Origin of the sequence: Pseudomonas sp. PDM26, assembly GCF_019219185.1 — a bacterium.
Classification (GTDB): domain Bacteria; phylum Pseudomonadota; class Gammaproteobacteria; order Pseudomonadales; family Pseudomonadaceae; genus Aquipseudomonas.
Genome location: NZ_JAHUWC010000022.1, coordinates 13,863 through 39,989 on the forward strand (window position 1 = coordinate 13,863; position 26,127 = coordinate 39,989).

General features: G+C 61.1%; 17 protein-coding genes and 1 pseudogene. 16 read left to right on the top strand and 2 right to left on the bottom strand.

What is annotated here, in order from left to right; genetic code table 11:
• The first annotated feature begins 156 nt into the window (after nucleotides 1-156).
• The 12 genes from bcsQ (at nucleotide 157) to KW849_RS30245 (ending at nucleotide 16,273) form a co-directional block, all read left to right on the top strand.
• A complete protein-coding gene (gene bcsQ / locus KW849_RS30190; protein WP_218433683.1) occupies nucleotides 157-1,323 on the top strand; it encodes a cellulose biosynthesis protein BcsQ in 1,167 nt (388 codons plus the stop codon).
• Nucleotides 1,320-3,551, top strand: a complete 2,232-nt coding sequence (gene bcsA, locus KW849_RS30195) for a UDP-forming cellulose synthase catalytic subunit (protein WP_218433685.1) — start codon at nucleotides 1,320-1,322, stop codon at nucleotides 3,549-3,551. Before bcsQ ends, bcsA begins: the two co-directional genes overlap by 4 nt.
• A complete protein-coding gene (gene bcsB, locus KW849_RS30200) occupies nucleotides 3,548-5,851 on the top strand; it encodes a cellulose biosynthesis cyclic di-GMP-binding regulatory protein BcsB (protein WP_256357457.1) in 2,304 nt (767 codons plus the stop codon). The genes bcsA and bcsB overlap by 4 nt, the downstream gene beginning before the upstream one ends.
• Nucleotides 5,852-5,873: 22 nt before the next feature.
• Nucleotides 5,874-7,115 (top strand): cellulose synthase complex periplasmic endoglucanase BcsZ, encoded by a 1,242-nt coding sequence (gene bcsZ, locus KW849_RS30205; RefSeq protein ID WP_256357458.1) that lies wholly within the window; start codon nucleotides 5,874-5,876, stop codon nucleotides 7,113-7,115.
• Nucleotides 7,091-10,942 (top strand): cellulose biosynthesis protein BcsC, encoded by a 3,852-nt coding sequence (locus tag KW849_RS30210; RefSeq protein WP_218433687.1) that lies wholly within the window; start codon nucleotides 7,091-7,093, stop codon nucleotides 10,940-10,942. The genes bcsZ and KW849_RS30210 overlap by 25 nt, the downstream gene beginning before the upstream one ends.
• A 17-nt stretch (nucleotides 10,943-10,959) precedes the next feature.
• Nucleotides 10,960-11,628, top strand: coding sequence for an SGNH/GDSL hydrolase family protein (locus tag KW849_RS30215; protein ID WP_218433695.1), 669 nt, complete (start codon nucleotides 10,960-10,962; stop codon nucleotides 11,626-11,628).
• Nucleotides 11,625-12,299 (top strand): alginate O-acetyltransferase AlgF, encoded by a 675-nt coding sequence (locus tag KW849_RS30220; RefSeq protein ID WP_218433697.1) that lies wholly within the window; start codon nucleotides 11,625-11,627, stop codon nucleotides 12,297-12,299. Before KW849_RS30215 ends, KW849_RS30220 begins: the two co-directional genes overlap by 4 nt.
• Nucleotides 12,300-12,317: 18 nt before the next feature.
• Nucleotides 12,318-13,727 (top strand): MBOAT family protein, encoded by a 1,410-nt coding sequence (locus KW849_RS30225; RefSeq protein ID WP_218433699.1) that lies wholly within the window; start codon nucleotides 12,318-12,320, stop codon nucleotides 13,725-13,727.
• Nucleotides 13,727-14,881, top strand: a complete 1,155-nt coding sequence (locus KW849_RS30230) for a cell division protein FtsQ (protein ID WP_218433701.1) — start codon at nucleotides 13,727-13,729, stop codon at nucleotides 14,879-14,881. Before KW849_RS30225 ends, KW849_RS30230 begins: the two co-directional genes overlap by 1 nt.
• Nucleotides 14,882-15,195: 314 nt before the next feature.
• The gene (locus KW849_RS31620) at nucleotides 15,196-15,471 is read left to right on the top strand and encodes a hypothetical protein (protein WP_256357459.1); all 276 of its coding nucleotides are present in this window, start codon (nucleotides 15,196-15,198) and stop codon (nucleotides 15,469-15,471) included.
• Entirely contained in the window at nucleotides 15,458-15,613 is a 156-nt protein-coding gene (locus KW849_RS30240) for a hypothetical protein (protein WP_218433703.1), read from the top strand. The genes KW849_RS31620 and KW849_RS30240 overlap by 14 nt, the downstream gene beginning before the upstream one ends.
• Before the next feature lie 162 nt (nucleotides 15,614-15,775).
• Nucleotides 15,776-16,273, top strand: a complete 498-nt coding sequence (locus tag KW849_RS30245; protein WP_218433705.1) for a helix-turn-helix transcriptional regulator — start codon at nucleotides 15,776-15,778, stop codon at nucleotides 16,271-16,273.
• Nucleotides 16,274-16,761: 488 nt separating this feature from the next.
• Here the strand turns inward: KW849_RS30245 and KW849_RS30250 are convergent, their stop codons facing one another.
• Complete coding sequence (locus KW849_RS30250) at nucleotides 16,762-21,816, bottom strand: AAA family ATPase (RefSeq protein WP_218433840.1); 5,055 nt, start codon at nucleotides 21,814-21,816, stop codon at nucleotides 16,762-16,764.
• 353 nt (nucleotides 21,817-22,169) lie between these two features.
• On the opposite strand from KW849_RS30250, the gene KW849_RS30255 reads away from it, so the two are divergent.
• Genes KW849_RS30255 through KW849_RS30265 form a run of 3 tightly spaced genes read left to right on the top strand, consistent with a single transcriptional unit; the run spans nucleotide 22,170 to nucleotide 24,490 of the window.
• A complete protein-coding gene (locus KW849_RS30255) occupies nucleotides 22,170-23,162 on the top strand; it encodes a response regulator (RefSeq protein ID WP_218433707.1) in 993 nt (330 codons plus the stop codon).
• A gap of 44 nt (nucleotides 23,163-23,206) precedes the next feature.
• A complete protein-coding gene (locus KW849_RS30260) occupies nucleotides 23,207-23,569 on the top strand; it encodes a response regulator transcription factor (protein ID WP_218433841.1) in 363 nt (120 codons plus the stop codon).
• 54 nt (nucleotides 23,570-23,623) lie between these two features.
• On the top strand, nucleotides 23,624-24,490 hold the full coding sequence (locus tag KW849_RS30265; RefSeq protein ID WP_218433709.1) for a patatin-like phospholipase family protein: 867 nt from the start codon (nucleotides 23,624-23,626) through the stop codon (nucleotides 24,488-24,490).
• A 342-nt stretch (nucleotides 24,491-24,832) separates the two neighbouring features.
• On the opposite strand, the pseudogene KW849_RS30270 reads toward KW849_RS30265, so the two are convergent.
• A pseudogene (locus KW849_RS30270) lies at nucleotides 24,833-25,147 on the bottom strand (outer membrane protein transport protein); the annotation flags it as partial.
• Between the two features lie 278 nt (nucleotides 25,148-25,425).
• Between KW849_RS30270 and KW849_RS30275 the strand changes: the two are divergent.
• Entirely contained in the window at nucleotides 25,426-26,055 is a 630-nt protein-coding gene (locus KW849_RS30275) for a LysE family translocator (protein WP_218433711.1), read from the top strand.
• The last annotated feature ends 72 nt before the right edge of the window (nucleotides 26,056-26,127 follow it).

The following is a 26,127-nucleotide window of genomic DNA, read 5'->3' on the forward strand; positions in this document are numbered from 1 at the left end:
CACCAACAAGCCTCACTGACTTCTTATAACATTCATTGACACCAGGACGCAGGCACCCTAGATTAGTGGCACTCTGCCAACATCCAGACTACGCATCAACTTTGTCAAGTTAATGGAATGCTGAGTTCCTGAGCTATTTCATTCCTGGTACAACGCATGAAATATGTAGACGACATTACGAAACTCTTTACACGTTTTGGCGCCAATGCGGAAAGCTACCAGGAAATACAACCGAACTATAAAGACTTCAAAGAAGACCCGGTTACACCTGCGCTGACTGAGCCAGAGCCGTCAGTGGCATTGCCTCCCCCAACACCAACGCCCCCCGTGTTTCTACTGGACGAGCCACAGCCTGCTTTATTGATTGGCGCGCCGGTCGAGCCCGTGAAGAATGCTGCCCTCTCGCTACCTTCGCCAAAATCCTCTTTCCTGACCGAGCCACCTGCGAGTTCTGCTACAGGTGACCGTCAGCGATTGAGCGACCTGTTGCGTGAACTCAAACAGGTTCGTCGAGACGGTCTGCCAGAAACGACTCGCAAGCGAACCAGGGCGAAGGTCATCGCTATCGTTTCGGCGAATGGTGGGGTGGGTAAAAGCACCGTCGCCGCCGGCCTCGCGAAAACACTTCGGCGCCCTGGCGGGCGAACCATCGCAATTGATCTGGACCCTCAGAACGCGCTGTCCAGCCACTTGGGTGTCACCAGGCAGGTTCCCGGGCTGATCCAGCTCAAAGAGCAGGGCGCAGACTGGAGCGCTCATCGCCAGCCGGGCTTTGGCGACAGCGAGTGCCTGCCCTTCGGCACTGGCGAGGTGAACGATCGCCGATTGCTCAAGCAATTGATGCTTGAAGATTCTGACTGGTTGAATCAGCACCTTGCGTCAATGGACCTCAGCGAAAACGATACCGTGATCCTGGACACGCCTTCGGGTGCGACCGTGTATTCGCAACAGGCACTCGATGCAGCCGATCTGGTGCTGGTGATGACGGTGGCCGACGCGGCTTCCTACCTGGCGCTGGATACCATGACCCAGTGGCTGGAAACCAGTCGGCGACGCGCGCAGCGACAACGGTATGTACTCAACCAACGGGATGACTCGCGTTCGTTCTGCAGGGACATGGGCGTGCTGTTTCGGCGGCGACTCGGTGCCAACCTGATCGGGACGATTCGCCTCGATCACCAGTTCAACGAGTCGCTGGCCTATGGTCGGGACCTGTTGCAGTACGCACCTGAGAGCATTGGCTGTCAGGACATTCTTTCGTTGTCAGGCGCGGTCCATGCCCTGCTTTGGGCGGATGCTTCAAGTCAGCAGGACACGCCATGACCGCCCGGCTCAATCAGCTGCCTGCAAAGACATGGTGGTTGCAGCAGCTACTGGATTCTTTCCAGGCTCGCGTCAGTCGCTGGCCCCTGCGTTGGCGCCAAGGCCTGAAGATCTCGGCCGGGCTGATCGCTGCAATGTTGGTGCTGGGTATCCTCACTGCGCCGCTGAACCTGTATTCCCAGGCCGCGTTTGCCGCCGTCTGTTTTGCCGCCAGCCTGATCATCCGCAAGCAAGCCGGGCGTCTGGCGATCCTGACCCTGATCACCCTCTCGCTGATCGCTTCGCTGCGCTACATGTACTGGCGCCTGACCGACACCCTGGGCTTCGACAACTGGCAGGATGCCGTATTTGGCTACGGGCTGGTGCTGGCCGAACTGTATGCCTTGCTCGTCCTCGTCTTCGGCTATGTACAGACCGCCTGGCCGCTGCACCGCACACCGCAGTTTCTGCAACAACCGCCCGCTGAATGGCCGACGGTAGATGTCTTCATCCCCACCTACAACGAAGCGTTGGGCATCGTCAAACTGGTAGTGCTTGCGGCTCAGGCCATCGACTGGCCCGAGGGCAAACTGCGGGTGCACATGCTCGATGACGGACGCCGGGAGGAATTCAAGGTTTTCTGTGAGCAGATTGGTGTCAACTACATCACCCGCGACAACAATCAACATGCCAAGGCCGGCAACCTCAACGAGGCACTCAAGGTCACCGATGGCGAATTCATCGCCATATTCGACGCCGACCACGTGCCCACCCGCTCCTTCCTGCAGATCACCATGGGCTGGTTCTTAAAGGACCCGAACCTGGCGTTGCTGCAAACGCCGCACTTTTTCTATTCACCGGATCCGTTCGAAAAGAACCTCGATACCTTTCGCTCGGTACCCAACGAAGGTGAACTGTTCTACGGCCTGGTGCAAGACGGCAACGACCTGTGGAACGCAGCATTCTTCTGTGGCTCCTGCGCGGTCATCCGGCGCACTCACTTGCTGGAAGTCGGCGGCATCGCCACCGAAACCGTGACGGAGGATGCGCACACGGCGCTCAAGCTCAATCGCCGTGGTTTCAACACCGCCTACCTCGCCATTCCACAAGCGGCGGGCCTGGCCACCGAAAGCCTTTCCCGGCACATCAGCCAGCGCATACGCTGGGCACGGGGCATGGCGCAGATTTTTCGCACCGACAATCCGCTGTTTGGCAAAGGTCTGAACCTGGGGCAGCGCATCTGCTACCTCAACGCCATGATGCACTTTTTCTACAGCCTGCCTCGCCTGGTGTTCTTGACCGCACCCCTGGCCTACCTGATGTTCGACGCGCAGATTTTCCATGCCTCGGCGCTGATGGTCACGGTCTATGTGCTGCCGCATATTTTCCATTCCAGCCTGACCAACTCCGCCATCCAGGGGCGCTTCCGCCATTCCTTCTGGAACGAAGTCTATGAGTCGGTGTTGGCCTGGTACATCATGCGACCGGTACTGTTGGCCCTGATCAGCCCTTCGCTGGGCAAGTTCAACGTGACCGACAAGGGCGGCACCATCGAAAAGGACTATTTCGACTGGAAGCTCGCGCGGCCTTACATCGTCCTGCTGACCTTGAACATGATCGGTCTGGTGATCGGCGTGGTGAAACTGATCGGGAGTGATTCGGCCCAGGTCACGACCCTGCTGATCAACCTGGCCTGGACGGTGTACAACATCATCATCGTCAGCACCGCCGTGGCGGTGGCCACCGAGTCCTCTCAGGTGCGTACCGAACCCAGGGTGCCCGCAGATCTGCCTGTGCGCGTCTATCGCGAAGACGGCACCTCGTTCGATTGCAGAACCCAGGACTTCTCACAAAACGGCGTGGGCCTGGCACTGCCACCGCAGGTTCAGCTCAGCGTCGATGAGAAAGTGCGGCTGTGCATTCTGCGCACACCGCCCTCAAGCCTCTTTCCCGCCACAACGATCTTCAGCAACGACAACGTGACGGGCGTGCAATTCGAGGCGTTGACCCTGCGCCAGCAAAGTGAACTGGTGCGACTGACCTTTTCACGGGCCGACACCTGGGCCAACACCTGGGGTAACGGCCGCCTGGACGCGCCCATGTCGGCATTGCGCGAGGTCAGCAGCATTGGCTTGCGCGCCATCCTGCGCCTGTTCGTTGCGACCCTGAAGGACAGCCACGCGCTACTGCGCAAACACCCGGTCGCTCCATCACCTATCGACTCCACCGCGGACACGCAACGATCTTGAAGCCTTCCACTCGCCGGACCTTTCTTCCTCGCCGCACACTCATGCTGATCGCCTGCTCGCTAGTGGGCTGGACCGGTTATGCCTTGAGTGCTGCCGCCCCAATCAGCGCCACGGACACGGCGGTGATGCCGGTCACGTCGTTGCCCGGGACCGATGCCCCGGGCAACAGCTATACCCGCACCCTCAAGGAGCTGGGCAAAAGCTATTCGATGACCCTTAAAGGCGTGGAGGCTACCGACAGTGTGAATTTCGATGTGCGCGCCGATGAAGTCGTCACGGCTGCGCAGGTCACGCTGCAGTACAGCTACTCACCGGCGCTGCTGGCCGATCTTTCGCAAATCAACGTGCTGATCAACGATCAAGTGGCCGCCAGCCTGCCCCTCCCGAAGGAAGAGGCCGGTAAAGTGCAGACCCGGACCGTGCAGATTCCGCCGCAGACCATCACCGAATTCAACCGGCTCAGCCTGCAGTTCATCGGTCATTACACGATGCAATGTGAAGACCCTTTGCACTCCAGCCTGTGGGCCAGGATCGGCAACGAGAGCCAGCTGAGCCTCCAGGTGTCCTCGATTAAGCAGCCCAACGACCTGTCCGCTCTGCCGCAGCCTCTGTTCGATCGTCGAGACGCCTCGCCCCTGAAGCTGCCCTTCGTGTTCGCCGCGCGCCCAAGCGGTCCGGAGCTTGAAGCCGCCGGCATCCTGTCTTCCTGGTTCGGCGCACTGGCCAGCTACCGCGGCGCCACCTTTCCAGCCAGCCTCAGCAGCCTGCCGGCCAAAGGCAACGCGGTGGTGTTTATCAGCGCCAGCGAGTCAACGACCTTGAGTGGTTTGCCGATCAAAGAGGCCACCGGGCCGACATTGACCCTCGTGAGCAACCCCAATGATGCTCAGGGCAAACTGTTGATCGTCTCCGGGCGCGATGGCGCCGATCTCAAAGTCGCCGCGACAGCGCTGGTCCTCGGCGGCTCGGCCTTTTCCGGGCAGAGCGTGGTGATCGACCGGATCGATTCGCTCAAGCCACGCCAACCGTACGACGCGCCAAACTGGTTGCCCTCCGATCGCCCGGTTCGTCTGGGTGAACTGGCGAAACCCGCAGAACTCAATGTGTCGGGTTATAACCCGGGACAAATGACCGTTGCCCTGCGCTTGCCACCCGATCTGTTCAACTGGCGTGAGCCCGGTGCGCAACTTGACCTGAAATACCGCTATACGCCGCAACCGGTCTCCACCAACTCTTCGTTGCTGATCAGTTTCAACGACACCTTCATCAAGTCGATCGACCTGCCTTCGATCGAGAAACTCGGCAGCAGCGACAGCCTGCTGTCGATGCTCAAAACCGACGACAGCCTGGCCCGCACGTCGCGCATGCTGTTGCCGCTCAATTCAGTCGCGCTGCAATCGCGCCTGCAATTTCGTTTCATGTATGACTACATCAAACAGGGCGAATGCCGCGACATCATCATCGACAACATGCGCGGTGTGATCGACCCGGACTCGACCCTGGACCTCAGCCAATACGAACATTTCATGGCGATGCCCAACCTCGGGGTGTTCAAGGACAGTGGCTTCCCGTTCACCCGCATGGCCGACTTGTCTGAAACATCGGTGATCCTGCCCAACGAGCCAGGCCCGGCCGATCTGAGCGCCTATCTGACCCTGCTGGGCCGCTTCGGCGATTCCACCGGTTATCCGGCCACCGGTGTGAAGGTGGTCCACGCCGACCAGATGGCCGAGCAAAGCGACCGGGATTTGCTGGTGCTCGCCTCGGGTAACAATCAGCCGCTGCTGGATCAATGGCAGCACCTTCTGCCGGCCAGGGGCGAAGACGCTGCTCAGTACTTTGAACTGTCTGACCTGCCCTTGCGTCTGCGCAACTGGATCAGCCCGGATACGCAAACCAATCGGCGTGAAGCGCGCAGCAGCTTCAGGTTCAGCGCCGAGGACGGCAGTGCTTATCTGACCGGATTCGAATCGCCGCTCAAGAGTGGGCGCAGCGTGGTGTTTATCGCCGGCACAAGGCCCGGCGGCCTGGCCGACGTGACCAGTGCCCTGCTCAGCAGCGAAGAAAATGCCCGGCAATTGCAAGGCAGTCTGGTCGTGGTCAAGGGCAAGCAGGTCGAATCGCTGGTTGCCGAGCAGGATTACTACGTCGGGCGCCTGGGTCCGTTGCGTTATCTGCAGTGGTACCTCTCGCAGAACGTCATTGCGCTCATGCTGTTCACGCTTCTCGGGGTCCTGCTGCTTGCGTCCATGGCCTACCTGGCCCTGCGCTTACGGGCCAAACGTCGTCTTGGCCAATGAGCCGCGCGGGCCAGTGTCGTTCATGCCTGTGCCGTCCATGAGCAGCCGGGGTGCTTCACTTCGCCAGGGCCTGCGCGGTAACGCGCGCAGGTTGAGCGCTGTGCTCGCGCTCGCCCTGTTGGCGCCGGCGATGGCGGCCGCAAGCTCCTGCGAGCCGCCGGCCTGGCCACTTTGGCAAACCTATGCAACACGCTTCGTCCAGGCCGACGGCCGGGTTCTGGAATCGAGCCTTGAGAACAATCACAGCACCTCTGAAGGGCAGTCCTACGGCATGCTCTTCGCACTGATCGGCAACGATCAGCCACGCTTTGACAAACTCTGGCGCTGGACCTCGGCCAACCTCGCAGGCGCAGACACCGCCACACGCCTGCCGGGCTGGTTATGGGGGCAAGGCAAAGACGGTCAGTGGCGCCTGCAAGACGTCAATTCGGCCGCCGACGCCGACCTGTGGATCGCCTACGCCCTGCTCGAAGCCGCGCGCCTGTGGCATCGGCCGGACTATCACCGGGACGCCCTGCAGCTGATGGCGACGATCGAAGCGCAATTGGTCGTCAATTTGCCCGGGCTGGGCCCAATGGTTTTGCCTGGACCACAGGGCTTCGTCCAGCCGGACGCGCTCTGGCGCCTGAACCCCAGCTACCTGCCACTGCCGCTGTTACGGCGGCTGGCCAAGGAAGCACCCTCCGGGCCCTGGCAAGCGATTGCCGATAACACCGCGACGATGATTGCCCAATCCAGCCGCCACGGTTTCATCGCGGACTGGGTCGGTTATCAAGGCACTTCAGCACAATCGGGGGTCTTCGTGAGCGACCCGGTCAACGGCGACACGGGCAGCTACGACGCCATTCGCGTGTACCTCTGGCTGGGCATGAGTGATACCTCCGAACCGCTGGCAGCGCTGCTGCTCAAACGGCTGGACGGTATGGCCCGCAGCACTGTCGCGACGGGCTCCCCCCCGGAAACGGTCCAGGTTCTGCACGGCAGTGTCCAGGGTCAGAGCCCTTTCGGCTTCCGGGCTGCACTGATTCCCTACCTTCAGGCCAAGGGGCAACCCAGGTTGGCCGATCAGCAACGAGACCGCGTGGAAGTCGCCTTGCGCGAAGCGCTGGCGAGGCCCAATACCGACGCCGGTCCGCCGCGTTACTACAACTTCATGCTCAGCCTGTTCGCGCTCGGCTGGGCAGATAAACATTATCGATTCCGGGAAGACGGAACGCTGAAACTCTCCTGGGAGACCGCATGCACGCGCACCACCGCACGCTAGCCATCGCCGTCATGAGCGCATGGACGGCCGCTGCTGCCCACGCTCAAAGTCCGACGCCACAGACATTGCTCGTCGAGCAAGGGCAGTACTGGCAGTCGCACAAAAACCCTCAACGCGCGGCGGAAGTCTGGCTGAAAGTCCTGTTGCTGGACCCGGTCCAGGTTGACGCCCTGTATGGACTGGGCTTGATCGGCGTGCAACAGGACAAGCCACAACAGGCGCAGCAATACCTCGCCCGCTTGCAGGCCATCGAGCCTTTGCCTCGGCAGGCACTGCAATTGGCGCAGGACATCGCCCTGGCACAACCGCAGAACCAGCAGCGCCTGGAAGAGGCTCGGCGCCTCGTCGATGCCGGTGAGCGTGACAAGGCGACCGTGGTGTTTCGCTCGCTGTTCGATGGCCGTCCACCTCAAGGTACGATCGGCCGCGAGTATTACAACAACCTTGCCTTCAATCAGGCTGACTGGGTTGAAGCGCGTGGCGGATTTCAGCGCCTGCAACGTGAAATGCCCAACGACTCGATCGTCGCGCTGTTTTACGCCAAGCATCTGGTGCGCCATGAGGACAGCCGTGCCGAGGGCATCCGCGCCCTGGCCGCGCTGACCCAACGTACCGACATTGCCGGTGATGCCGACGAAAGCTGGCGCCTGGCGCTGACCTGGATCGGTCAGCCCGATCCGGCACAAGTGCCGTTGTTCGAGGCGTACCTCAAGACGCATCCGGATGACGTGGAAATCCGCGCGCAGATGAACAAGGGCAAGCAACAGGCAGCGACGACGGCCAGCAAGGAATGGCAACCGCCCGCCGAAGTCGCGCGCGGCCTGAAGGCGCTCAAGGAAGGCGATCAGGCCACCGCAGAACAGGCTTTTCAGGCGCGCTTGAAAACCCGGCCCGACGATGCCGACGCGCTGGGTGGCCTTGGGGTTGTTCGCCAGCAGCAACACCGACTGGACGAAGCGCAAAAGCTCCTGGGTCAGGCCACGCGACAACAAGGCGGCAGCCACTGGCAAGTTGCGCTGAACGAAGTGCGCTACTGGTCTGCGTTGCAACAGGCCCGCGACGCCCAGGCCAAAGGCCAGACAGCCCAGGCACAGGACTTGGTCAACCAGGCGCTGCGGCTCAACCCAAACGGGTTGGACGCTCGCCTCGCCCTGGCGGACATTCAGACCGGCGCGGGCCAGTTCGATGACGCCCAGCGCAACTATCGCCAGGTGCTCAGCCTGCGCCGCGACGACCCTCAAGCACAGGAAGGCCTGGTCAACGTGCTGCTCAAGAGCGGCAAGAACGATCAAGCCCTGCAACTGATCAACAGCCTGCCCGCCACCGGACAGGCAAAGATCGGCCAGTCCGCACGCCTGCAAGCCTTGCGCGCGACGCAACTGGCCGCCCTCGCCGAACAACGCAACGACTTGCCCGCTGCGCGTAACGCCTTGCAAGACGCGCTGCGCGTTGAGCCGGACAACATCTGGACGCGTTTCGCCCTGGCCCGCCTTAATCTGGCGATGGGCGAACCCCAGAAGGCTCGGGACCTGATCAATGCCATGCTCCAGGCCCACCCCGACAATGCCGATGCGCTTTACGTCAGCGCCTTGCTGTCGGTCCAGATGGGTGAGTGGAAAGCCGCCCAGACAACCTTGGGACGCTTGCGCCCCAACCAGCGCACCCCGGACATGCAAGCGCTGGCCGCTGACGTCAGCCTCAACCTGCAACTCAACCAGGTGATCGAGTTGGGCAAGCGCGGACAGCGCCAGGAAGCCCTGACCTTGCTCGAGCGCATTCAGCCGACGGCCAACGACAGTCCAGACCGCACGGCCAGCCTGGCCTCGGCCTACGTCGACATCGGCGAGCCGGGCCGTGCGCTGGCCCTCATGCGCGGCCGGTTGCAACAGACCACAGCGCCCTCGGCGGACTTCATCCTGCAATACGCCGCTGTCCTGCTTAAAACCGGAGAAGACACGCAGGTCAACCAGATTCTGCGCGACCTTCAGAACAAGCCCTTGAACGCGCCGGCCCGCAAGCGATTCGACGACCTGCTCTATCTCTATCGCATCCGCCAGGCGGACCAGCTGCGTGAGCGAGGCGATCTGGCCAACGCCTATGACACGCTGGCGCCCGCACTGGCGCAACGTCCCGGTGACAGCGCGGCCATCGCGGCCCTGGCGCGGATGTACTCGGCAAACGGCGATACGGCAAAAGCCCTCGAACTCTACAAACCGCTGTTACAGCGCCAGCCAAACGACCCGCAACTGCTGCTGGGTGCTGCCGACGCGGCGGTGCTGGCACATGACGCGACCTTTGCCGAACAGGCGCTGCAACAGCTGCTCAAGACCGAATCCGGTAACCCTCAAACGCTGACCGAGGCCGCGCGCCTCTACCAGAACATGGGCAAGACCGGCACGGCGGCTGATCTGCTGCGCAAAGCCGTGGCCATCGAACAGAGCGAGAAACGCAGAAGCCAAGGCGGCCAACTGGCCGGTTCTACGATGGCGCCCAACCCTTTTGCCGGGGTGTCGGGTTCACGTAACGAAGTCAGTCGCGACACCTTGCTGGCAGCCATCCCGCCACCGGTTCAGGAGATGCCGGGCAGCGCCCCTTTTGCCATCGACGCCCCGCCAAGGCCGCAGCAGGCGAGCAACCCATTCGAGTCGCAGTTGCCCCGTGCAGCACTGGTGAGCGAGGACATCAGCCCCGCGCAATTGGCGCTCAATAAAATCCTTCAGGAGCGCAGTGCCTACGTCACCCAGGGCGTGAGCATTCGCAGCAACAACAGTGAAAAGGGACTGAGCAAACTCACCGATATTGAAACACCGCTGGAAATCAATATCCCGCTGGATGAGAGCCGCGTTGCGCTACGCGTGACGCCCGTCTCGCTGAACGCCGGCAGTGCCAACAGCGAGGCGCTGTCGCGTTTTGGCAACGGTGCGCAGAGCGGCAGCGTCGGTTCGCAGAAAGCCGAGGGCGTCGGCCTTTCCGTCGCCCTTCAACGGCCCGCGGATGGGCTCAAAGCCGATCTCGGTACCACCCCGCTCGGTTTCAAATACACCACTGCCACGGGCGGCATCAGCATTGATCGCCCCATCAGCGACACCTCTAATGTCCGCTACGGCGTGAGCGTTTCCCGGCGTCCGGTGACTGACAGCCTCACCTCGTTTGCCGGCACCACGGACAAACGCAGCGGGCAGTCCTGGGGCGGTGTGACCGCCAACGGCGGGCGTGGTCAGTTGAGCTTTGACGACAGCGAAGTCGGCGCCTATGGCTACGCCTCCTGGCACCAGCTATTGGGCAACCATGTCGAGTCCAACAGCCGCAGTGAATTGGGCAGCGGTGTGTACTGGTACCTGCAAAATGCAACGGACAGCAAACTGACCGTCGGCTTGAGCATGACCGGCATCAGCTACGCCAACAACCAGGACTTTTTCACCTACGGACACGGCGGCTATTTCAGCCCGCAGACGTTCTTCGCCCTGGGCATTCCGGTGACCTGGGCACAACGCACCGGGCGCTTGACGTATCAAGTCAAGGGCTCGGTCGGCGTGCAGCATTTCGAGCAGGACAGCGTCGACTATTTCCCCAACGACAAAGCCCTGCAAGCAGCCTCGGGCCTGCGCTACGAAGGGCAAAACAAAACCGGGATCGGCTACAGCGTCGCCGCGGCGGCTGAATACAAGGTCGCTGCGAACTTCCTGCTGGGCGCCAATCTGGGCCTGGACAACGCCCGCGACTACCAACAAATCAGCGGTGCCCTGTCCTTGCGCTACCAGTTCGAGGAGATCAGCGGCCCCATGAGCCTGCCGGTCAGCCCGTACACCTCGCCTTATTCCAACTGATCATTCTGGAGCTTTCGATGCCCACTTCTGCCCTTGCCGGTCTGACTCTCCTTGTCCTTGGGGAGAGCCATATGAGCCTCGCGGACCATTTGCTGGAGCCGCTGCACGACAACCTGACTCGCCAAGGCGCCCAGGTCCACTCCATCGGTGCCTGCGGCGCCAGCGCCGGTGACTGGCTGATCAGCAAGAAGGTCGACTGCGGCGCCGAGCGCAAAGGCAACGACAAGATCGTGATCAAGGGGCGCGAGGCAACCACCACACCGATCCAGGACCTGATCGCCGCCGACAAGCCCGACCTGGTGGTAGTGGTCATCGGCGACACCATGGCGTCCTATGACAAACCGGTGTTTCCGAAGGCCTGGGCATGGCAAAGCGTCACCGGCCTGGCCAAGGCCATTGCCGCTACCGGAACCCGCTGCGCCTGGGTGGGTCCGGCCTGGGGCAAAGCCGGTGGCATGTACCAGAAGAATGATGCCCGCACCCAATTGATGTCGCAGTTTCTGGCCGCGAACGTGGCGCCTTGCACCTACATCGATTCGCTGACGTTCTCCAAACCCGGGCAGTGGATCACCACCGATGGGCAGCACTTCACCGTCGCCGGTTATCAATCCTGGGGCAATGCGATTGGTGGCGCGTTGGCCAAACTGCCTGCCGACACTGTCAGCAGCACGGGAGCCGGCAAATGACCCGGTCCACCTGTGGCTGGGCGCTGTTCGTGCCCTTGATGCTGAGCCTGCACGCCCAGGCCGCCGACATTGCCCTGTACCCGACGGGCCCGGATCAGGACTCGGCCTTCCTGCGCTTTATCAACGCCGCCGACCAACCGCTGCAGCTGCTGGCCGAAGGCTCGCGCGCAAGCCTCAAACTGGAAGGCTCGAATGCCGTGTCCGACTACCTGCCCGTGCCCGCCAATCAGCCGATCAAGGGCACCCTGCAACGCAACGGCAAAAGCCAGCCGCTGGACATCCAGGTGGCAGCAGGCGAATTCGCCAGTGTGATCGCCTTGCCAGACAGCGCTCAAGGTATCCGCCAGGTCGTCATCCGTGAGCAACCCGACGACTTCAATAGCCTGAGAGCCTCGCTGGCGTTTATCAGCGCCGATCCAGCGTGCACCCAGGCCGGTTTGCGCGCGGCGGGGAAGAACGCCGACCTGTTCAAGGCGGTGGCCGACGGCAGCGTGCAACGCCGAGCGATCAACCCGGTCAACCTGTCGGTGCAATTGGTCTGCGCCCAAACCAACGTTGGTGCCCCGCTGGACCTGGGCCAGCTCAAGGCTGGCGAGCGCTATAGCGTTGTGCTGCTACCTGGCGCAAATGGCCCTCACCTGTTGCTCGCGACTGACGTCCTGGCCCACTGATCGGATCGCGCCACCACCATGGTTTTTGCCTCTCTCGAGTTTCTGACGTTGTTCCTGTCGCTGTTCCTGGCGGCCTATGCCGTGTGCCCGGCCGCCTGGCGCAACGTCACGTTACTGATCGGCAGCTGGCTGTTCTATGGCTGGTTGAGCCCACGGTTCCTCGCGGTGCATGTGGTGCTGACGATCACGGCGTGGGTCGGCGGCTTGCTGATTGACGCCTTGCGCGAAGATGGCAAGGGCCGCGTGCGGCTACTCGCGACGCTGATCGTGCTCAACACGGCGGTGCTGTGCTGGTACAAGTACGCCAACATCGTTGCCGGCACCTTGATCGATACCTTCACCGGGTACGGCGCCATGCCCCCGGACTGGGAGCGGGTCATCATGCCGGCGGGGCTGTCGTTTATCGTCTTGCAGGCGATTTCCTATCTGGTGGATGTGCATCGCCGTACCGTGCCGGTTGAACGCAGCTTCACTCACTACGCCACCTATATTTCGATGTTCGGCCATTCGGTCGCCGGCCCCATCATTCGCTATGACTGGGTTCGGCGTGAGCTGAATCAACGTTACTTCAACCTGCAGAATTTCTCGCTGGGCGCACGCCGATTCATGGTCGGGATGTGCATGAAGGTCCTGGTGGCCGACACCCTGTCGCCGGTAGTCGACGTGGCGTTCAGTGTGCCGAACCCCAGCTTCTCCGACGCCTGGGTTGGCTGCCTTGCCTATTCCTTGCAACTGTTCTTCGACTTCGCCGGCTACAGTGCCATGGCCATCGGGCTGGGGCTGATGCTGGGATTTCACTTTCCCGAGAACTTCGATCGTCCGTATCTGGCCAACAGCATCCAGGACTTCTGGCGCCGCTGGCATCTGTCGCTGTCCAGCTGGTTACGCGACTATCTGTATATTTCGCTGGGCGGCAATCGCAACGGCACCTGGAAAACCTACCGCAACCTGTTCCTGATCATGGCCATCGCCGGCCTCTGGCACGGTGGCGATAGCTGGAATTATCTGCTGTGGGGCAGCGCCCATGGCATTGCGTTGTGTGTGAATCGTGCCTGGAACAGCTCTTCCCTGCCCGCGGTGCCACCGGTGCTTTCCCATGGCCTGACACTGCTGTTCGTGTGCCTGGCCTGGACACTGTTCCGCGCCCCCGACTTTCATAGCGCGCTGAGCTTGTATGCCGGACAGTTCGGTCTGCAGGGCATCGCCCTCGGTGACGAACTGTCCACGACCCTGCGCCCGGTGCACGGCCTTGCGGGTTTGCTCGGAGTGTTCGGTGTCGTCGCACCGCTGCTGCGCCCTTACTGTGAGAAACAACTGGGCGGCCTTTCGCTCTACACCGCCGCCCTTTGGCCCATCGCCGGTTTCATGCTGTCGTTCGCATTGATCGCCAGTCGCGAAACCGTACCCTTCCTGTATTTCCAATTCTGATGACGAGCTTAAAGCACACCCCGCCCCCCACTCAGCCAGATGATCTGGCGACACGCAGCAGTCGGTTGGCCGGCGTGGCGCTGCTGATATTCCTGGTCGTCGGCCTGCTGTCCTCTGGCCGTCTGATCGTTTCAGGGCAGATCTCGCTGCTACCCGATAAAGTGCTGACCGCGCAGATTCTCGATGGCGATATCACCCATCGGATCGCCAAGGAACTGTCCAACGCTTACCTCCCCACGACCTTCGCCGAGCTGGAGCGCGGTGTCAGTTGGCTGCTCCTGCGCGACACGGGGCCGAGGGTTCGCTCGGGTTGTCCTGACTGGTTGTTTTTGGCCGATGAACTCAAGGTCAATCATCAGGCACAGCGCAATGCCGATGCCAAAGTCCAGGCAGTGATTGATCTGAAGCAGCAGCTCTCCCAACGTGACATCGGCCTGCTGGTGGTCATCGTTCCAGACAAGAGCCGCATCGCTGCCGGGCAGCGTTGCGCACTGCACCGCCCGGCCGCTTTCGAAGGGCGCATCCTGGCCTGGACCTCGAAGCTGGATGCGGGGGGCGTGTCGAATCTGGACCTCACCGGTGCGCTGATGCCGCTGGGGGCCAGTGCCTGGTTGCGCACCGATACGCACTGGAGCGAATCCGGTGCGAAGGCGGCGGCCGAGGCCATCGCGCAGCGCCTGAAGACCCTGGGCATCAGCGCAACGCCACGCAGGTCGTTCAACGAAAGTCATGCCCCGCTCGCGGTGCGACCTGGCGACCTGGTCCATCTGGCGGGCATCGACTGGCTGCCGCTCAAATGGCAACCCACACCCGAAATGCTCGCCGAGACCCGCACCCACGAACTTCCCGTTGCGTCAGCCGCCAGCCCTGATACTGAGGCAGACCTGTTTGGCGATGCCGACCTCCCCAATACCGTGCTCATCGGCACTTCATTCTCACGCAACTCCAACTTCGCAGGGTTTCTGCAACAGGCACTGGGCGCCCCCATAGGTAACTTCGCCAAAGACGGCGGAGCGTTCTCTGGTGCTGCAAACAGCTACCTCAACAACCCGGCCTCCAAAGAAACGCCGCCAAGGCAAATCATCTGGGAGATCCCGGAGCGCGACCTGCAGTCGGCTTACATCGACCCCATTGCCTATCGCTCGTTGCGGTAGGCCAATCGCAGCCGGTCGAACCGCCGTCGGGTACGAGAAGCCCCTACCCAAAGCGGTCGGTGAAAAAGGGCCGCGGCTATCTCCATAAATGGGGCATTTCACCCACCCTACCGGGCGTTTACCACCTGATTTGAGGAATATTCCCCCCTTCCCCTTTTCTCTCGCGTCAAACACTCAGAGCCTGTTCATTCATTTTAATTTTTCCTTTGCGCTATTGAAGTGGCTCATTAGTTGCAGCCCCCCTGGTACCCGCAACAGCTGTCGTCCCGGACATCATGGAGACGGCGGGCCCGGCATGATGCGAGGAGTGAAAAATGAATCGTGCGACACCACCATGCAACGCCATCGCCTTGCTGCTCAGGTCAAGCCCGCCCTGTGCGATGCGCCTTACCCTGACTACCGCCAACGCCGTGCCGCTGGATGATTTCGGCCCGCCATCCGTCAGCCTGCGGGCGGCGGCATCACCGGCCACCCGTCGGCTGTCCGCCCTGATCGGCGCGCAGTTCATCCTGCCGGTGATCCTGCTGTACTCCTTCTGGAGCGATAACGTATTGGGCGGAAAAGGGAGAACGGGTGATGGCTTCCTCTAATAAATCAATTGCACGAGTCACGAAAAGGCCGATTGCCCTTTATAAGCAGGTCGCCGAGTTGAGCCTGATGTTTATCGCGTTGCTGATTATGCTGGCGTTGTCCGCTGTACTGGCGATGGAGTTGACCTTTGGAACGCTCTGACGAGTCCGGTAAAAAACAAATCATCCTTCGCTTCCAAAGCTAGCTGAACGGCATGGAAGGACACACTGCAACGGACACTGGATTTCAGAACTCTTAAGGTTTGCTTAAGGACTTTAAATGTCTCCGGCGGACAGACTTTCCTGAACGATCAGGAGAGCCGCCATGAACCCGCAATCGGTGATTTCAAACCATCCATGCACCCTTGCCCGGCCGCTGGGTGCCCTGTCCGGCTGGCAGGAGCGCCGCGCCAAGGAGCTGATGCTGCGTGACATGGGCAGTTGCGTTCGCATCAGCGAGATTGCCGAACACTGCAACCTGTCCCGTAGCCATTTTTCCCGGGCGTTCAAAAAGGTTACCGGCCACTCGCCGCAAGGCTGGCTAGTGATGATGAAAATCGAAAAAGCCAAAAGCCTGCTGATCACCTCGATGCCGATCACCGATGTCGTCTATGAATGCGGTTTCGCAGACCACTCGCATTTCACCCGCACCTTCAGCCGCCTGGAAGGGATGACACCCAAGGCATGGCGACGGGCCTTTGATCATGAAGCGAGCCACCCTGGCCAGCCACCCGTGATTGATCGGGACATACCCGAATGGAGAATTCGCGAAAGCCTGGTCGACGGCGTGGGACAGTCGCGCGCGCAAGAGCTGCACGCGTGAACTGATCGAGATCGACAAAACGAACTCCTCCCCTTTGGCCGCTCATGCGGCCCTTTTTTAGGTTCTTCACGCAATCCCGGGGGAACACCGATACCTGTAGAAACGGGCTTGCCAGCGATGGCGGCCTGATAGCCGACCAATTTCTTTCGAATGTACCCAGCCCAACTGTAGGAGCTGCCGAAGGCTGCGATCTTTTGATCTTGTTTGTCAGTAATAAAGCCAAAAGATCGCAGCCTCGTTGCACTCGACAGCTCCTACGGGGAAATGCGCACGCATGAAGAACCAGGCCGGCCAACCGACCTGATTTCGCGGATGTATCACGCCGTAGGAGCTGCCGAAGGCTGCGATCTTTTGATCTTGCTTTTGCGATCTGGGGATTGCTGAAGATCAAGATCAAAAAGATCGTCCGAACGCGGCCCGAACCTTCGGCAGCCCCTACAGATATTTTGTTATATGTGTTCCCCCGGAATTCCGTGAAGAGCCTTTTTTTATCCGGCGCCGGCCGGTGCCAGTGGCAGGTAGAAGCAAATCCGGGCGCCCTGCTCGCTATCCTCGACCACCAGCGTCCCGCCGTGCGCGCCGATCACCGACCTGCAGATGGCCAGGCCCATTCCCATGCCGCTGCCTTTGGTGGTGTAGAACGCATCGAAGATCTGCTCGCGCTGGTGCGCGTCAATTCCGGGGCCGTTGTCCTGGAAGCAGACCTGAACATGAGCGTCCTTCACCGCTGAGCCAATGATGATGCATCCATTGGGCAACCCTGCTCCGGCGATGGCCTCCAGCGCATTGGTGATCAGGTTGAACACCACCTGCTGGATCTGTACCGCGTCGACCGACACCGGGCATTGCGCATCGAGCCGGGTTTCCAGGCTCACGTTGCGGTTCGCAAGGTCAGTGGCGGTCAGGCGTACGACCTCACCGATCAAGTGATCGATTTGCACCGGCAACCGTTGCAACGGCACCTGTTTGGCGAGTACGCGAAGCGCCTGGACAATGTCGGCGGCGCGGGCGCTGTCCGAGCGAATGTCTTCCAGTCCCTGAATCGCCTCTTCCAGATCGGGTCGATCACGCTTGAGCCAGCGCAGGCTGGCCGAGGCATTGGACACGATGCCCAGTAGCGGTTGGCTGATTTCATGGGCAATCGAAGCAGAAAGCTCGCCCATGACCTTGAGGTGCGAGCTACGCGCCAGTTCCGCCCGGGAACTGCGCAAGTCCGCTTCCATCTGCGCGCGCAGCTGGTTGTCCTCGACCAGCTGTTCATACAGCTTGGCGGTTTGCAGTGACACCGCAGCTTGAGAGGCGAGAATTTCCAGCATGGTCAGGCGTTGGGCGCTGAACAATTTGGGGACCAGGCTGTTTTCCAGATACACAAGGCCAATCAACGTGCCTTGTTTGAGCAACGGCAGGCACAACACCGACCGAGCCTGACGCTGTTGCAGATCGGCGCTGTAGGCCTCGGGACAATCGGCCCGGGCATCGTCGAGCACCAGGGGCGTGCGCGTGCGCATCGTAGCGTTGAGCACCGAGGTCGGCGCCATCCGTTCGAGCGGTTGCCCGGCGTCCAGAGCGACCCGTACATTGCCGGCTTCGACCGAAGCCGTCGCCGCCAGTTGCAGTTCGGCGCCGCTGACGATCATCAGCACGCCATTGTCGGCGCCGGCCTGAATCATCAAGTGATTCATCAGGGTTTCGACCAGTCGGTCGAGCAGAACCTCCTGCGACAGTGCACGCGCCGCTTCGATCCCCACTTCAAGATCGAGGCGGACCTGGGTCACAGGCCGGACCGGCTCGAACGACGGCTGCGCACTCAGAAACGGGTGCAAGGTTTCCAATTGACGTGCCTTGCCTTCGGCACCCCACAGGTTGTAGCAGTCGCGCGCGACACGCAGGTGGTGGCTGGCACCCGACACCAGCCCGTTGGGTAGGCAGATACCGGCCAGCTGTTCATGGGCCAGCGCCTGCTCATGGATGAAACCGGCCGCTGCCGCCGCGATCTGCGACTGATCGAAACAGCGGATGGCTACCAGTTCCTGACCGCGCAAACGGGCGATGACGCCCTCGATCAGCAGCAATTTGTTGCGGAAGGTTATCGGGTTGAGTTCGACCCACGACAGGAACCGCTGGCGTTGCCGCTCGAGTTTTTCCAGTTTTTCCGCCACCTCGCCCGGCGCTTGCGCACTGCCCAGCGCCAGGCTGTAGAACAGGTAGTAATCGGCGAGATTGATATGCGCCGGAATGGACCAGGCCAGCGCGGCGGCTTCTTCGAAACGTCGCAATGCGTAAGGGATATCGCCGAAATAAAACGCCGACATACCGGAATACAGCCACGAACAGAACAGTGTCGGTTGTGACACGCTGCGGCGATCGATGGGGCCGAACCTGTCATGTTCCGTGCCGTCCAGTTCGGCCAATGGCCGATGCGGGCGCCCGTCGCGCAGGTCGGTGGCGAATGCCTGTTGCGCCAGCAGGATGCGCTCGATATCGATGTAATGAAATTGCCGCACCCACGCCAACCCATGCTCCAGTTCGTTCAACACTCCTTGCAAGGGTTCGCCCATGAACAGCAGATCGGATCCGATGTGGTTGCAGGCATAACAGGACATGCCCAGGTCGCCACCGGCCTGGCCGCATTCGAATGCGGCGAACGCCTTCTGTCGAGCGTAGGCCATCGGTCGGGTCCACGGGCTGACTTGATCGAGCGCTACCAGCGTGCCTGTGCGCCCTGCTTCATAGCCATGCTTGTCGGTGAGCTCAAGCGCTAATTCAGCAAAGGCTTGTCCGTCCACATATTCGCCATAGCGTTCGGCAATCATCACGCCATACCAGGCAAACCCGTAACCGCTGCCCGGCGTCGTGCCATGCAGCAGCGTAAGTTCAACCATTTTCGCCAGATGCAACAAACCAATATCGTCGTTGACGAAGAACGAGGACGTCAGCGTGCTGAGCAATTCCATGGCCGCTTCGACAGACGGGTCATTCGCTTTGGGTAAATGCACCAGATCAGCGATCTGACGTGTGCCGACGAGTGCGCGTACCTGGGAAAACGCCAGGGTCAACTGTTCCTGCGAAGGCTTGCGCTGCAGGGAAATATCCAGCAAGGCCAGACCGTTCAGCGCCTCGGTGATCGCCCCCTCGTAATCGGAGTGCAGCGTGCGCAAGGTGGCCCGTAACCGATAGGTCTTCGCGCGGTCGAGCACTGTGGTGGCGTGGGTCAGGCAATCGTCGAGGCGGCGCTGGGCGCCTTCCAGGTCGGCCATGAGCATGTCGCACTCGGCAGCCAGCCATTGGGTGGCAAACGTCTGGCTGTAGAGGCTCGACCAACCCGTCTGGCCGAGCAGACTCTCGGCCATGCGCAGATAGCCCACGGCCTGCTCGACAGCGGCGGTGCCCCGGGCGCGCTCGGCGGCTTCGACCAACAGCTCGACGAACGCGGCGCGGCGATGCGCCTCCAGTTCATCGGCGTCAATGCGCTGGATCTGACTGGCGATTTCGAACACACGCTCATGGATCTGCTCGCCCCAATGATCAAGCATGGCGCCAGCGATACGCGCATGCTCGGCGGCGCGTCCCGCTGGCGCCGCAAGCTGACAGGCCGCCTCAAGCACACGGTCATGGGGAAACACCAGCTGCTCGCGCTCACGCAGCAGAAAACCTGCATCGACCAGGCTTTGCACATCATGGATGATTTGTTGCGGCTCACACGGCAACAGCCGATGCAGCAGTGATTCATCACAGCGCCCGCCGACATAGCCGGCCGTGCGCAGCACTTCGCGCTCCATCGGTGACAGGCGTTCGAGTCGCAGTACCATCAAGTCCGCGACGTTGTCGGCGTAGCGATAACCATCCACCTCCTGTTGATTCCAGATCCAGCGGCGACCCTGCACGTCAAAGCACACCAGACATTCATCGATCAATGCGCGCAACACCTGGCTGACAAACAGAGGATTGCCGGCCGTCTTGTAATGCACGACTTGCGCGAGCGCCTCAATCTCCTTGGGGTCGGCGTCCAGTTCAGCGGCGATCAGCTGCGCGACCGCGGGCACCGACAATGGCCCCAGCATGACGCTTGCACAAGGCAACGATTGCTCGCGGCCCAGCACCTCCAGCACTCCCCCCTCGCGCTCGAGGGCCTGCGACTCGGCCTCGCGATACGCCAGGATCAGCGCCAGATGCCGAGGCCGCCGGGCGACGAAGGCCTGCAAAAACGACAGCGTCGAATCGTCCGCCCATTGCACGTCATCTACGAACAGCACCAGGGGGCGTCCCGGCTGAGCGAAGACTTCCAGTACATCGAGCAGGGTCCGGTTGGCGTGATCGAGCGCATGTCGGGCCGGCATGTTCGGCAGCTCAGGTGTGACCCCGATGACCAGCTCGGCCTCGGGCGCCAACTCCACCAGAAGCCTGCCCCGCCCCTTGAGCCGTTCGACCAGTTGCTCGCCCAGCGTCTGCAACTCCAGAGCCGGCTTGCCCAGCAACTGGGTCATCAGCGACTTGAAGATTTCTGCCAAGGGTGCAAATGGAATTTCCTGCTGCAACAGATTGCTCTTGCCACTGGCCCAGTAGCCGGACGCCAGGGGCCGGACACCCTGATGGATCAGCGTCGACTTGCCGGCACCCGGCGCGCCACCGACCAGCAGAACCCGGGCAATGCCATCGCTGCCCACCTGATGCATCAGCTCGACCAACTGCGTACGTTCGGCCTCTCGACCAAACAGCACATCGCTGCGGGCCAAGGAAGGCAACGCATCGAAAGCGCCCAGGCGGAACGCGTCGATACGCTCATGTTCCAGCCACTGCCGTTGGCACCAGGCCAGATCCGCGGCCATTGATTCGGCACTCTGGTAGCGCGCACCCGGTTCTTTCGCCAGGCCTTTGAGCAGCACTCGGCAAATGCCTTCCGGCAGATCGGCGATATGAATCGCCGGTGATTGCGGCTGGACAGCGGCGTGCACATGCAGCCATTGGGACGGGTCGCGGGCGGTGAGCGGCAGTCGGCCGGACAGTGCCTGATAAAGAATCGCGGACAGCGCGTAGACATCGCTGCGCGCATCAAAACTGGCGGCATCGCGTCGTACCTGCTCGGGGGCCAGATAAGGCCATTGCTCCAGGCCGGGCAGTTCAACGGCGGGCGCTTCCCCGGCATGGCGGTGAAAATTCAGTAGTCTGACCGAGTCAGCCATATCCACCACCAAGTGGTGGGGTAGCAGGCTGGCATGTCGTACACCCATCTTCTGGGCGCTCGCCAGCGCGTTAGCCGCGGCTACGGCGATGGCCAGCAAGCGCGCCAGTGGCAGCCCTGTGTCACTGATCAAATCAGTCAGCGGCACCCCGGACACGGGATAGATCAACAGAGGCCCCTCGGCCGAGCGGATGAACGCGACAGGGGCAATCGCCCAGGCCGGATCCAGCCTCAGGTGAAAATCGCGCTCCAGCCGCTGGCATAGAGCAGGCCGTTGAATCGGCGCCCGGGCGGCGAGCCAGCGTGTGCCCGATGCCCGATCCTGGAGCGTGAACCAGGTCAGGTCGTTTTCCCGGCGCAGTATGGTGAAGGTGCAACGCTCCAGCCAGGCTTCATCGTGTACGACATCAAGACTGTGGGAACCGGATGCTGAGAGAGGGCTGCTGGGCATGAACAATCACCGCTGAAGATTCGTTTCGGGCTGAGCCTGAGAGTATACGCAAGGCTCTGGCCCGGGGGCTGCACTCAAGCAATCCTGTCCGTCTTCGGCACCAGAATGGCCGTTGAGGGCCCCCGCCGCCTGTGGTTTTTGCGCTCTGAAATCACCGCGTGTTATCCCTCGGGATAATTGCATTATGCGAGGCCGTCCCCTAGCGTGTAGCCCTGATGAAACGACGTTCCGGCGTCACGCCCCGTCAACGCAGAGCAGAGGAACGTATGATCCGACTCGGCCAAGCCACTATTTCCCTGGAACGGCGCGAAGCCTTTCTGGATGGACGGCCGTTGCGTGTCGGGGGCCGGGCGTTCGAAATCCTCTCGGTGCTGATGCAGGCCGATGGCCGAATCGTCAGCAAAGATGAATTGATCACACAGGTCTGGCCTGACACCGTCGTCGAGGAAAACAATCTGCAGGTGCAGATTTCCTCGCTGCGCAAGTTGCTCGGAGAAAAAGAGCTCATCCAGACGGTCCCGCGCCGAGGTTACCGATTATTGAAAGAACGTGAACCACCCCTGCCCCTGTTCCATCCTGCGGCCCCGGGGCCCTTGGCGTCCGAGGATCAGCAGAGGATCGATCCTGACAGTGTGCCGGTGTTCATCGTGGACGATGACGCCTGCGTGCGCACAGCGCTCAGCCGACTGCTGCGGGCCGAAGGCATCGCGCACCGGATATTCGCCTCGGCCGAAGAATTGCTCAGCGCTGACCTCGACATCGGCCCCGCTTGCCTGTTGCTGGACGTCAGCCTGCCCGAGGCGACAGGCCTGGAACTGCAATCCACACTCGGGCGGCGCGGACTTCCGTGGCCGGTGATTTTCATGACCGGTTTCGGTACCATCCCGATGTCGGTGCAGGCCATGAAAGCGGGAGCGGTCGAGTTCCTGACCAAGCCTTTCAACGACGACCAGTTGCTGGACGTCCTGCGCACCACCCGTCAGCGCGCAGCGACGACGTTCGAGCAATGGCAACGCACTCAGAGTGCCCGTCAAAGGGCCGCCCTGTTGACCCCCCGTGAGCGCGAAGTGCTGCCACTGATCGTGGAGGGTCTGACCAACAAACACATCGCCAACCGGCTGGGCACCAGCGAAATCACCGCCAAGGTCCACCGCAAACACATCATGGAGAAGATGCAGACGCGCTCGCTGGTGAGTCTGGTCAGCCTGTATGGCTTGATTAGCTCAGAGCCGACGTTTGGCGTGCAGAGTCCTACATGACTACCAACAATGACTGCGCCGCGCCCGGGTCATCCGTCAGCGCCATGATCATCGTCTGCATCGTGGACGACGATGCGTCCGTGCGCAAAAGCCTGGCCAACCTGCTTCGGTCGGCCGGATACCGCGCCCGGGTATTCGCCTCGGGCGAGGAATTCCTGGCCCTGGAAAACTTCAATGACATCGCCTGCCTGTTGCTGGATTTGAAAATGAACGGCCTGTCAGGGATAGACGTCATGCACGCACTGACGCTCAAGGACAGAAAATTCCCGGTGATTTGCATGTCGGCACATTGGGATGAAGCGACACTGGCCGAATCCAGTCGCTATAAACCCATCGAATGCCTGCGTAAGCCCTTCAGCAGCGATGCTTTGCTGAGCGCTATCGAGTTTGCGCTTCAAAGTGAGTAATGCCGACCCGCCAGCTACACTCATTCGATACATTTGCGCACAGAGACTTCCGCCATGGCGACCAAAACCGCAATCGTATTCGCTGGCGGTGGCAGTTTGGGGGCGGTGCAGGTGGGAATGTTGCGGGCCCTGGTCGAAGCCAATGTTCGATTCGACATGGTGGTTGGTGCTTCGGTAGGCGCTATCAATGGTGCCTACTTTGCCGCAAGACCCGATTCCGATGGCGTCGAGGCGCTCGCCGGATTCTGGCGCGGGCTGAGTAAAACTGACATCTTCCCCCTCTCCTGGTTCGATACCTGTAGAGGATTGATCAAACGGCGTGGCTATCTGTTGCAGCCGTCGGCCTTGAATCGGCTGCTGGGTCAGGCACTGCCCATTCACCGCATTGAGGATGCGGTGCTACCCCTATACATCGTCACCACCAACCTGCTCAGTGGTGCCGAGACGGTTCTGTCCAGTGGCGAACTCGAGCAGGCGTTGCTGGCCAGCGCTGCCATTCCGCTGGTGTTCCCCTGCGTACAAATCGCCGATCAGTTCCTGGTTGACGGCGGCGTGGCAAGCAATACACCTATTTCGACTGCCGTAGACTTGGGAGCCACCAACGTCGTGGTAATCCCCACCGGAATGAGTTGCGACCTGACGCAACCTCCCCGAGGACTGGTCGCCTTGGCCCTGCACACCGTCAATCTGATGAGCATGCGCCAACTGGTGAGCGACATCGAACACTTCCGCACTTTCACCAGTCTGCACATCGTCCCGCCTTTGTGCCCGGTGGATGTCTCGGTTTTCAACTTTGACCAGACCGAGTCTTTGCTGCAGCGTGCCTATGAGCAGACCCTCCGGTGGCTGGAACGTGGGGGACTCGAACGCACCAAGGTACCTGGTGCCCTCACGATCCATTCACATGCCCATGAGCATTGAGGGATGTGAATCACCAAAAAAGAGGCCCGCACCAGCGAACCTTCAGGCCGGAGCAGCCAGAACGATGCCTGTTTTTCAAGATCAACCCGAATCAGCTCGCCCTACCCGCCCTGAATGCCGCCATATTGGAGTTCACACTTCGGGTTGCCCATGAGGTGGCGGCAATGCATCGTGAAAGAACGCAATCGGCCTCTCACACAGCTCTTCATATTTGTCCCCCCGCTGCGCGCTCATCAACTGCCAGAGGTGTGACGTCCCGACGGAGCAGTTGATTAACGACGAAAGGGAAACTTTCAGGAAGGCTCGCAAAAATGGACTCTATTAAAAATTGAGTCCTGTCGATTAGTACCGATAGGTTGCCTGCACTGAAAATCCATTCGTACTATTTTCGTAGTTGGCACTGTATTCCGGCTGAAGACAGAAGTTGTTCGACTGCTTCACTGAGACTTTGGAATCCCAGAGATAACCATAAGCAAAGTCTATCGTCAGATCGGAATTCGGCGAATAAGCACCGCCCAAAGTCACGGCCTGGCGATTCCCAACCGGAACGCGCACGCTACGATCGGCATTTCTAATGGGCGACGGATCATAGGCGTAGCCTGCGTGCAGCAGCCATTGCTGGTTCAATTGAAAGGACGCGCCAACTGCGGTGGCCCAAGGCCAAGGCCGCGAACACGTGAAGCGAATTGCCGACATGCTCTGCGAGCACCAAATGCCGCGCGCGACGGCCATCGCCCGGTTGGCGCGAGCCACCGACATCAAGTGCTGCGACCGCTGTATGACGTTTTGTCAGTCAATCTGTATCTAACGTTCTCCCTTTGGCCGCCCTACTATCGTCCGCACCATCCAGGTCCATACCTCAGAGATCGCGAAAGCCGTTCTATACGGATTTAGCGCAGCTTCAATTCGTTATCTCTTCCTTCAGGAGTTACGCCATGCCCGAACTGTCCAACCTGCTTGCCTACGGCCTGATTTCACTCGGCATGGTGCTGACTCCCGGCCCGAACATGATCTATCTCATCTCGCGTTCGATCTGCCAGGGACGAATGGCCGGACTGATTTCCCTGGGTGGCGTGGCGTTGGGTTTCGTCGTTTATATGTTGTGCGCCGCCTTGGGCATCACAGCCCTGGTCCTGGCGGTTCCCTATGCGTATGACGCCCTGCGACTCGGCGGCGCGCTCTATCTGCTCTACCTGGCCTGGCAAGCGGTCAAGCCCGGCGGCCGCTCTCCGTTCCAGGTGCGCGACCTGCCCAAGGACAGCCCGCGCAAGCTGTTTATGATGGGGTTTGTCACCAACCTGCTGAATCCCAAAGTCGCGGTCATGTATCTGTCGTTGCTGCCCCAGTTCATCGACCCCGCCGGCCACGGCAGCGTGCTGGCGCAATCCATCGTGCTTGGATTTACGCAGATCGTCATTAGCGTGAGCGTCAACGCCCTGATTGCCGTCATGGCTGGCTCCATTGCGGCAATCCTCGCAAGCAGGCCCGTGTGGCAGACCGTGCAGCGCTGGCTGATGGGGACGGTCCTCGCGGGCCTGGCCATGCGCATGACCGTCGAAGGGTGACGCTAAACCGGGGCTGTTTGCGGTTGGCGCATCGGGCGCGCTGGAGGATCGTCGCAAGGTATCCGTCCGGCC

Coding starts and splice junctions, on each gene's coding strand:
- bcsQ (WP_218433683.1), top strand. CDS start 157: ATGAAATATGTAGACGACATTACGAAACTCTTTACACGTTTTGGCGCC.
- bcsA (WP_218433685.1), top strand. CDS start 1,320: ATGACCGCCCGGCTCAATCAGCTGCCTGCAAAGACATGGTGGTTGCAG.
- bcsZ (WP_256357458.1), top strand. CDS start 5,874: ATGCCTGTGCCGTCCATGAGCAGCCGGGGTGCTTCACTTCGCCAGGGC.
- KW849_RS30210 (WP_218433687.1), top strand. CDS start 7,091: ATGCACGCGCACCACCGCACGCTAGCCATCGCCGTCATGAGCGCATGG.
- KW849_RS30215 (WP_218433695.1), top strand. CDS start 10,960: ATGCCCACTTCTGCCCTTGCCGGTCTGACTCTCCTTGTCCTTGGGGAG.
- KW849_RS30220 (WP_218433697.1), top strand. CDS start 11,625: ATGACCCGGTCCACCTGTGGCTGGGCGCTGTTCGTGCCCTTGATGCTG.
- KW849_RS30225 (WP_218433699.1), top strand. CDS start 12,318: ATGGTTTTTGCCTCTCTCGAGTTTCTGACGTTGTTCCTGTCGCTGTTC.
- KW849_RS30230 (WP_218433701.1), top strand. CDS start 13,727: ATGACGAGCTTAAAGCACACCCCGCCCCCCACTCAGCCAGATGATCTG.
- KW849_RS31620 (WP_256357459.1), top strand. CDS start 15,196: ATGAATCGTGCGACACCACCATGCAACGCCATCGCCTTGCTGCTCAGG.
- KW849_RS30240 (WP_218433703.1), top strand. CDS start 15,458: ATGGCTTCCTCTAATAAATCAATTGCACGAGTCACGAAAAGGCCGATT.
- KW849_RS30245 (WP_218433705.1), top strand. CDS start 15,776: ATGAACCCGCAATCGGTGATTTCAAACCATCCATGCACCCTTGCCCGG.
- KW849_RS30255 (WP_218433707.1), top strand. CDS start 22,170: ATGATCCGACTCGGCCAAGCCACTATTTCCCTGGAACGGCGCGAAGCC.
- KW849_RS30260 (WP_218433841.1), top strand. CDS start 23,207: ATGATCATCGTCTGCATCGTGGACGACGATGCGTCCGTGCGCAAAAGC.
- KW849_RS30265 (WP_218433709.1), top strand. CDS start 23,624: ATGGCGACCAAAACCGCAATCGTATTCGCTGGCGGTGGCAGTTTGGGG.
- KW849_RS30275 (WP_218433711.1), top strand. CDS start 25,426: ATGCCCGAACTGTCCAACCTGCTTGCCTACGGCCTGATTTCACTCGGC.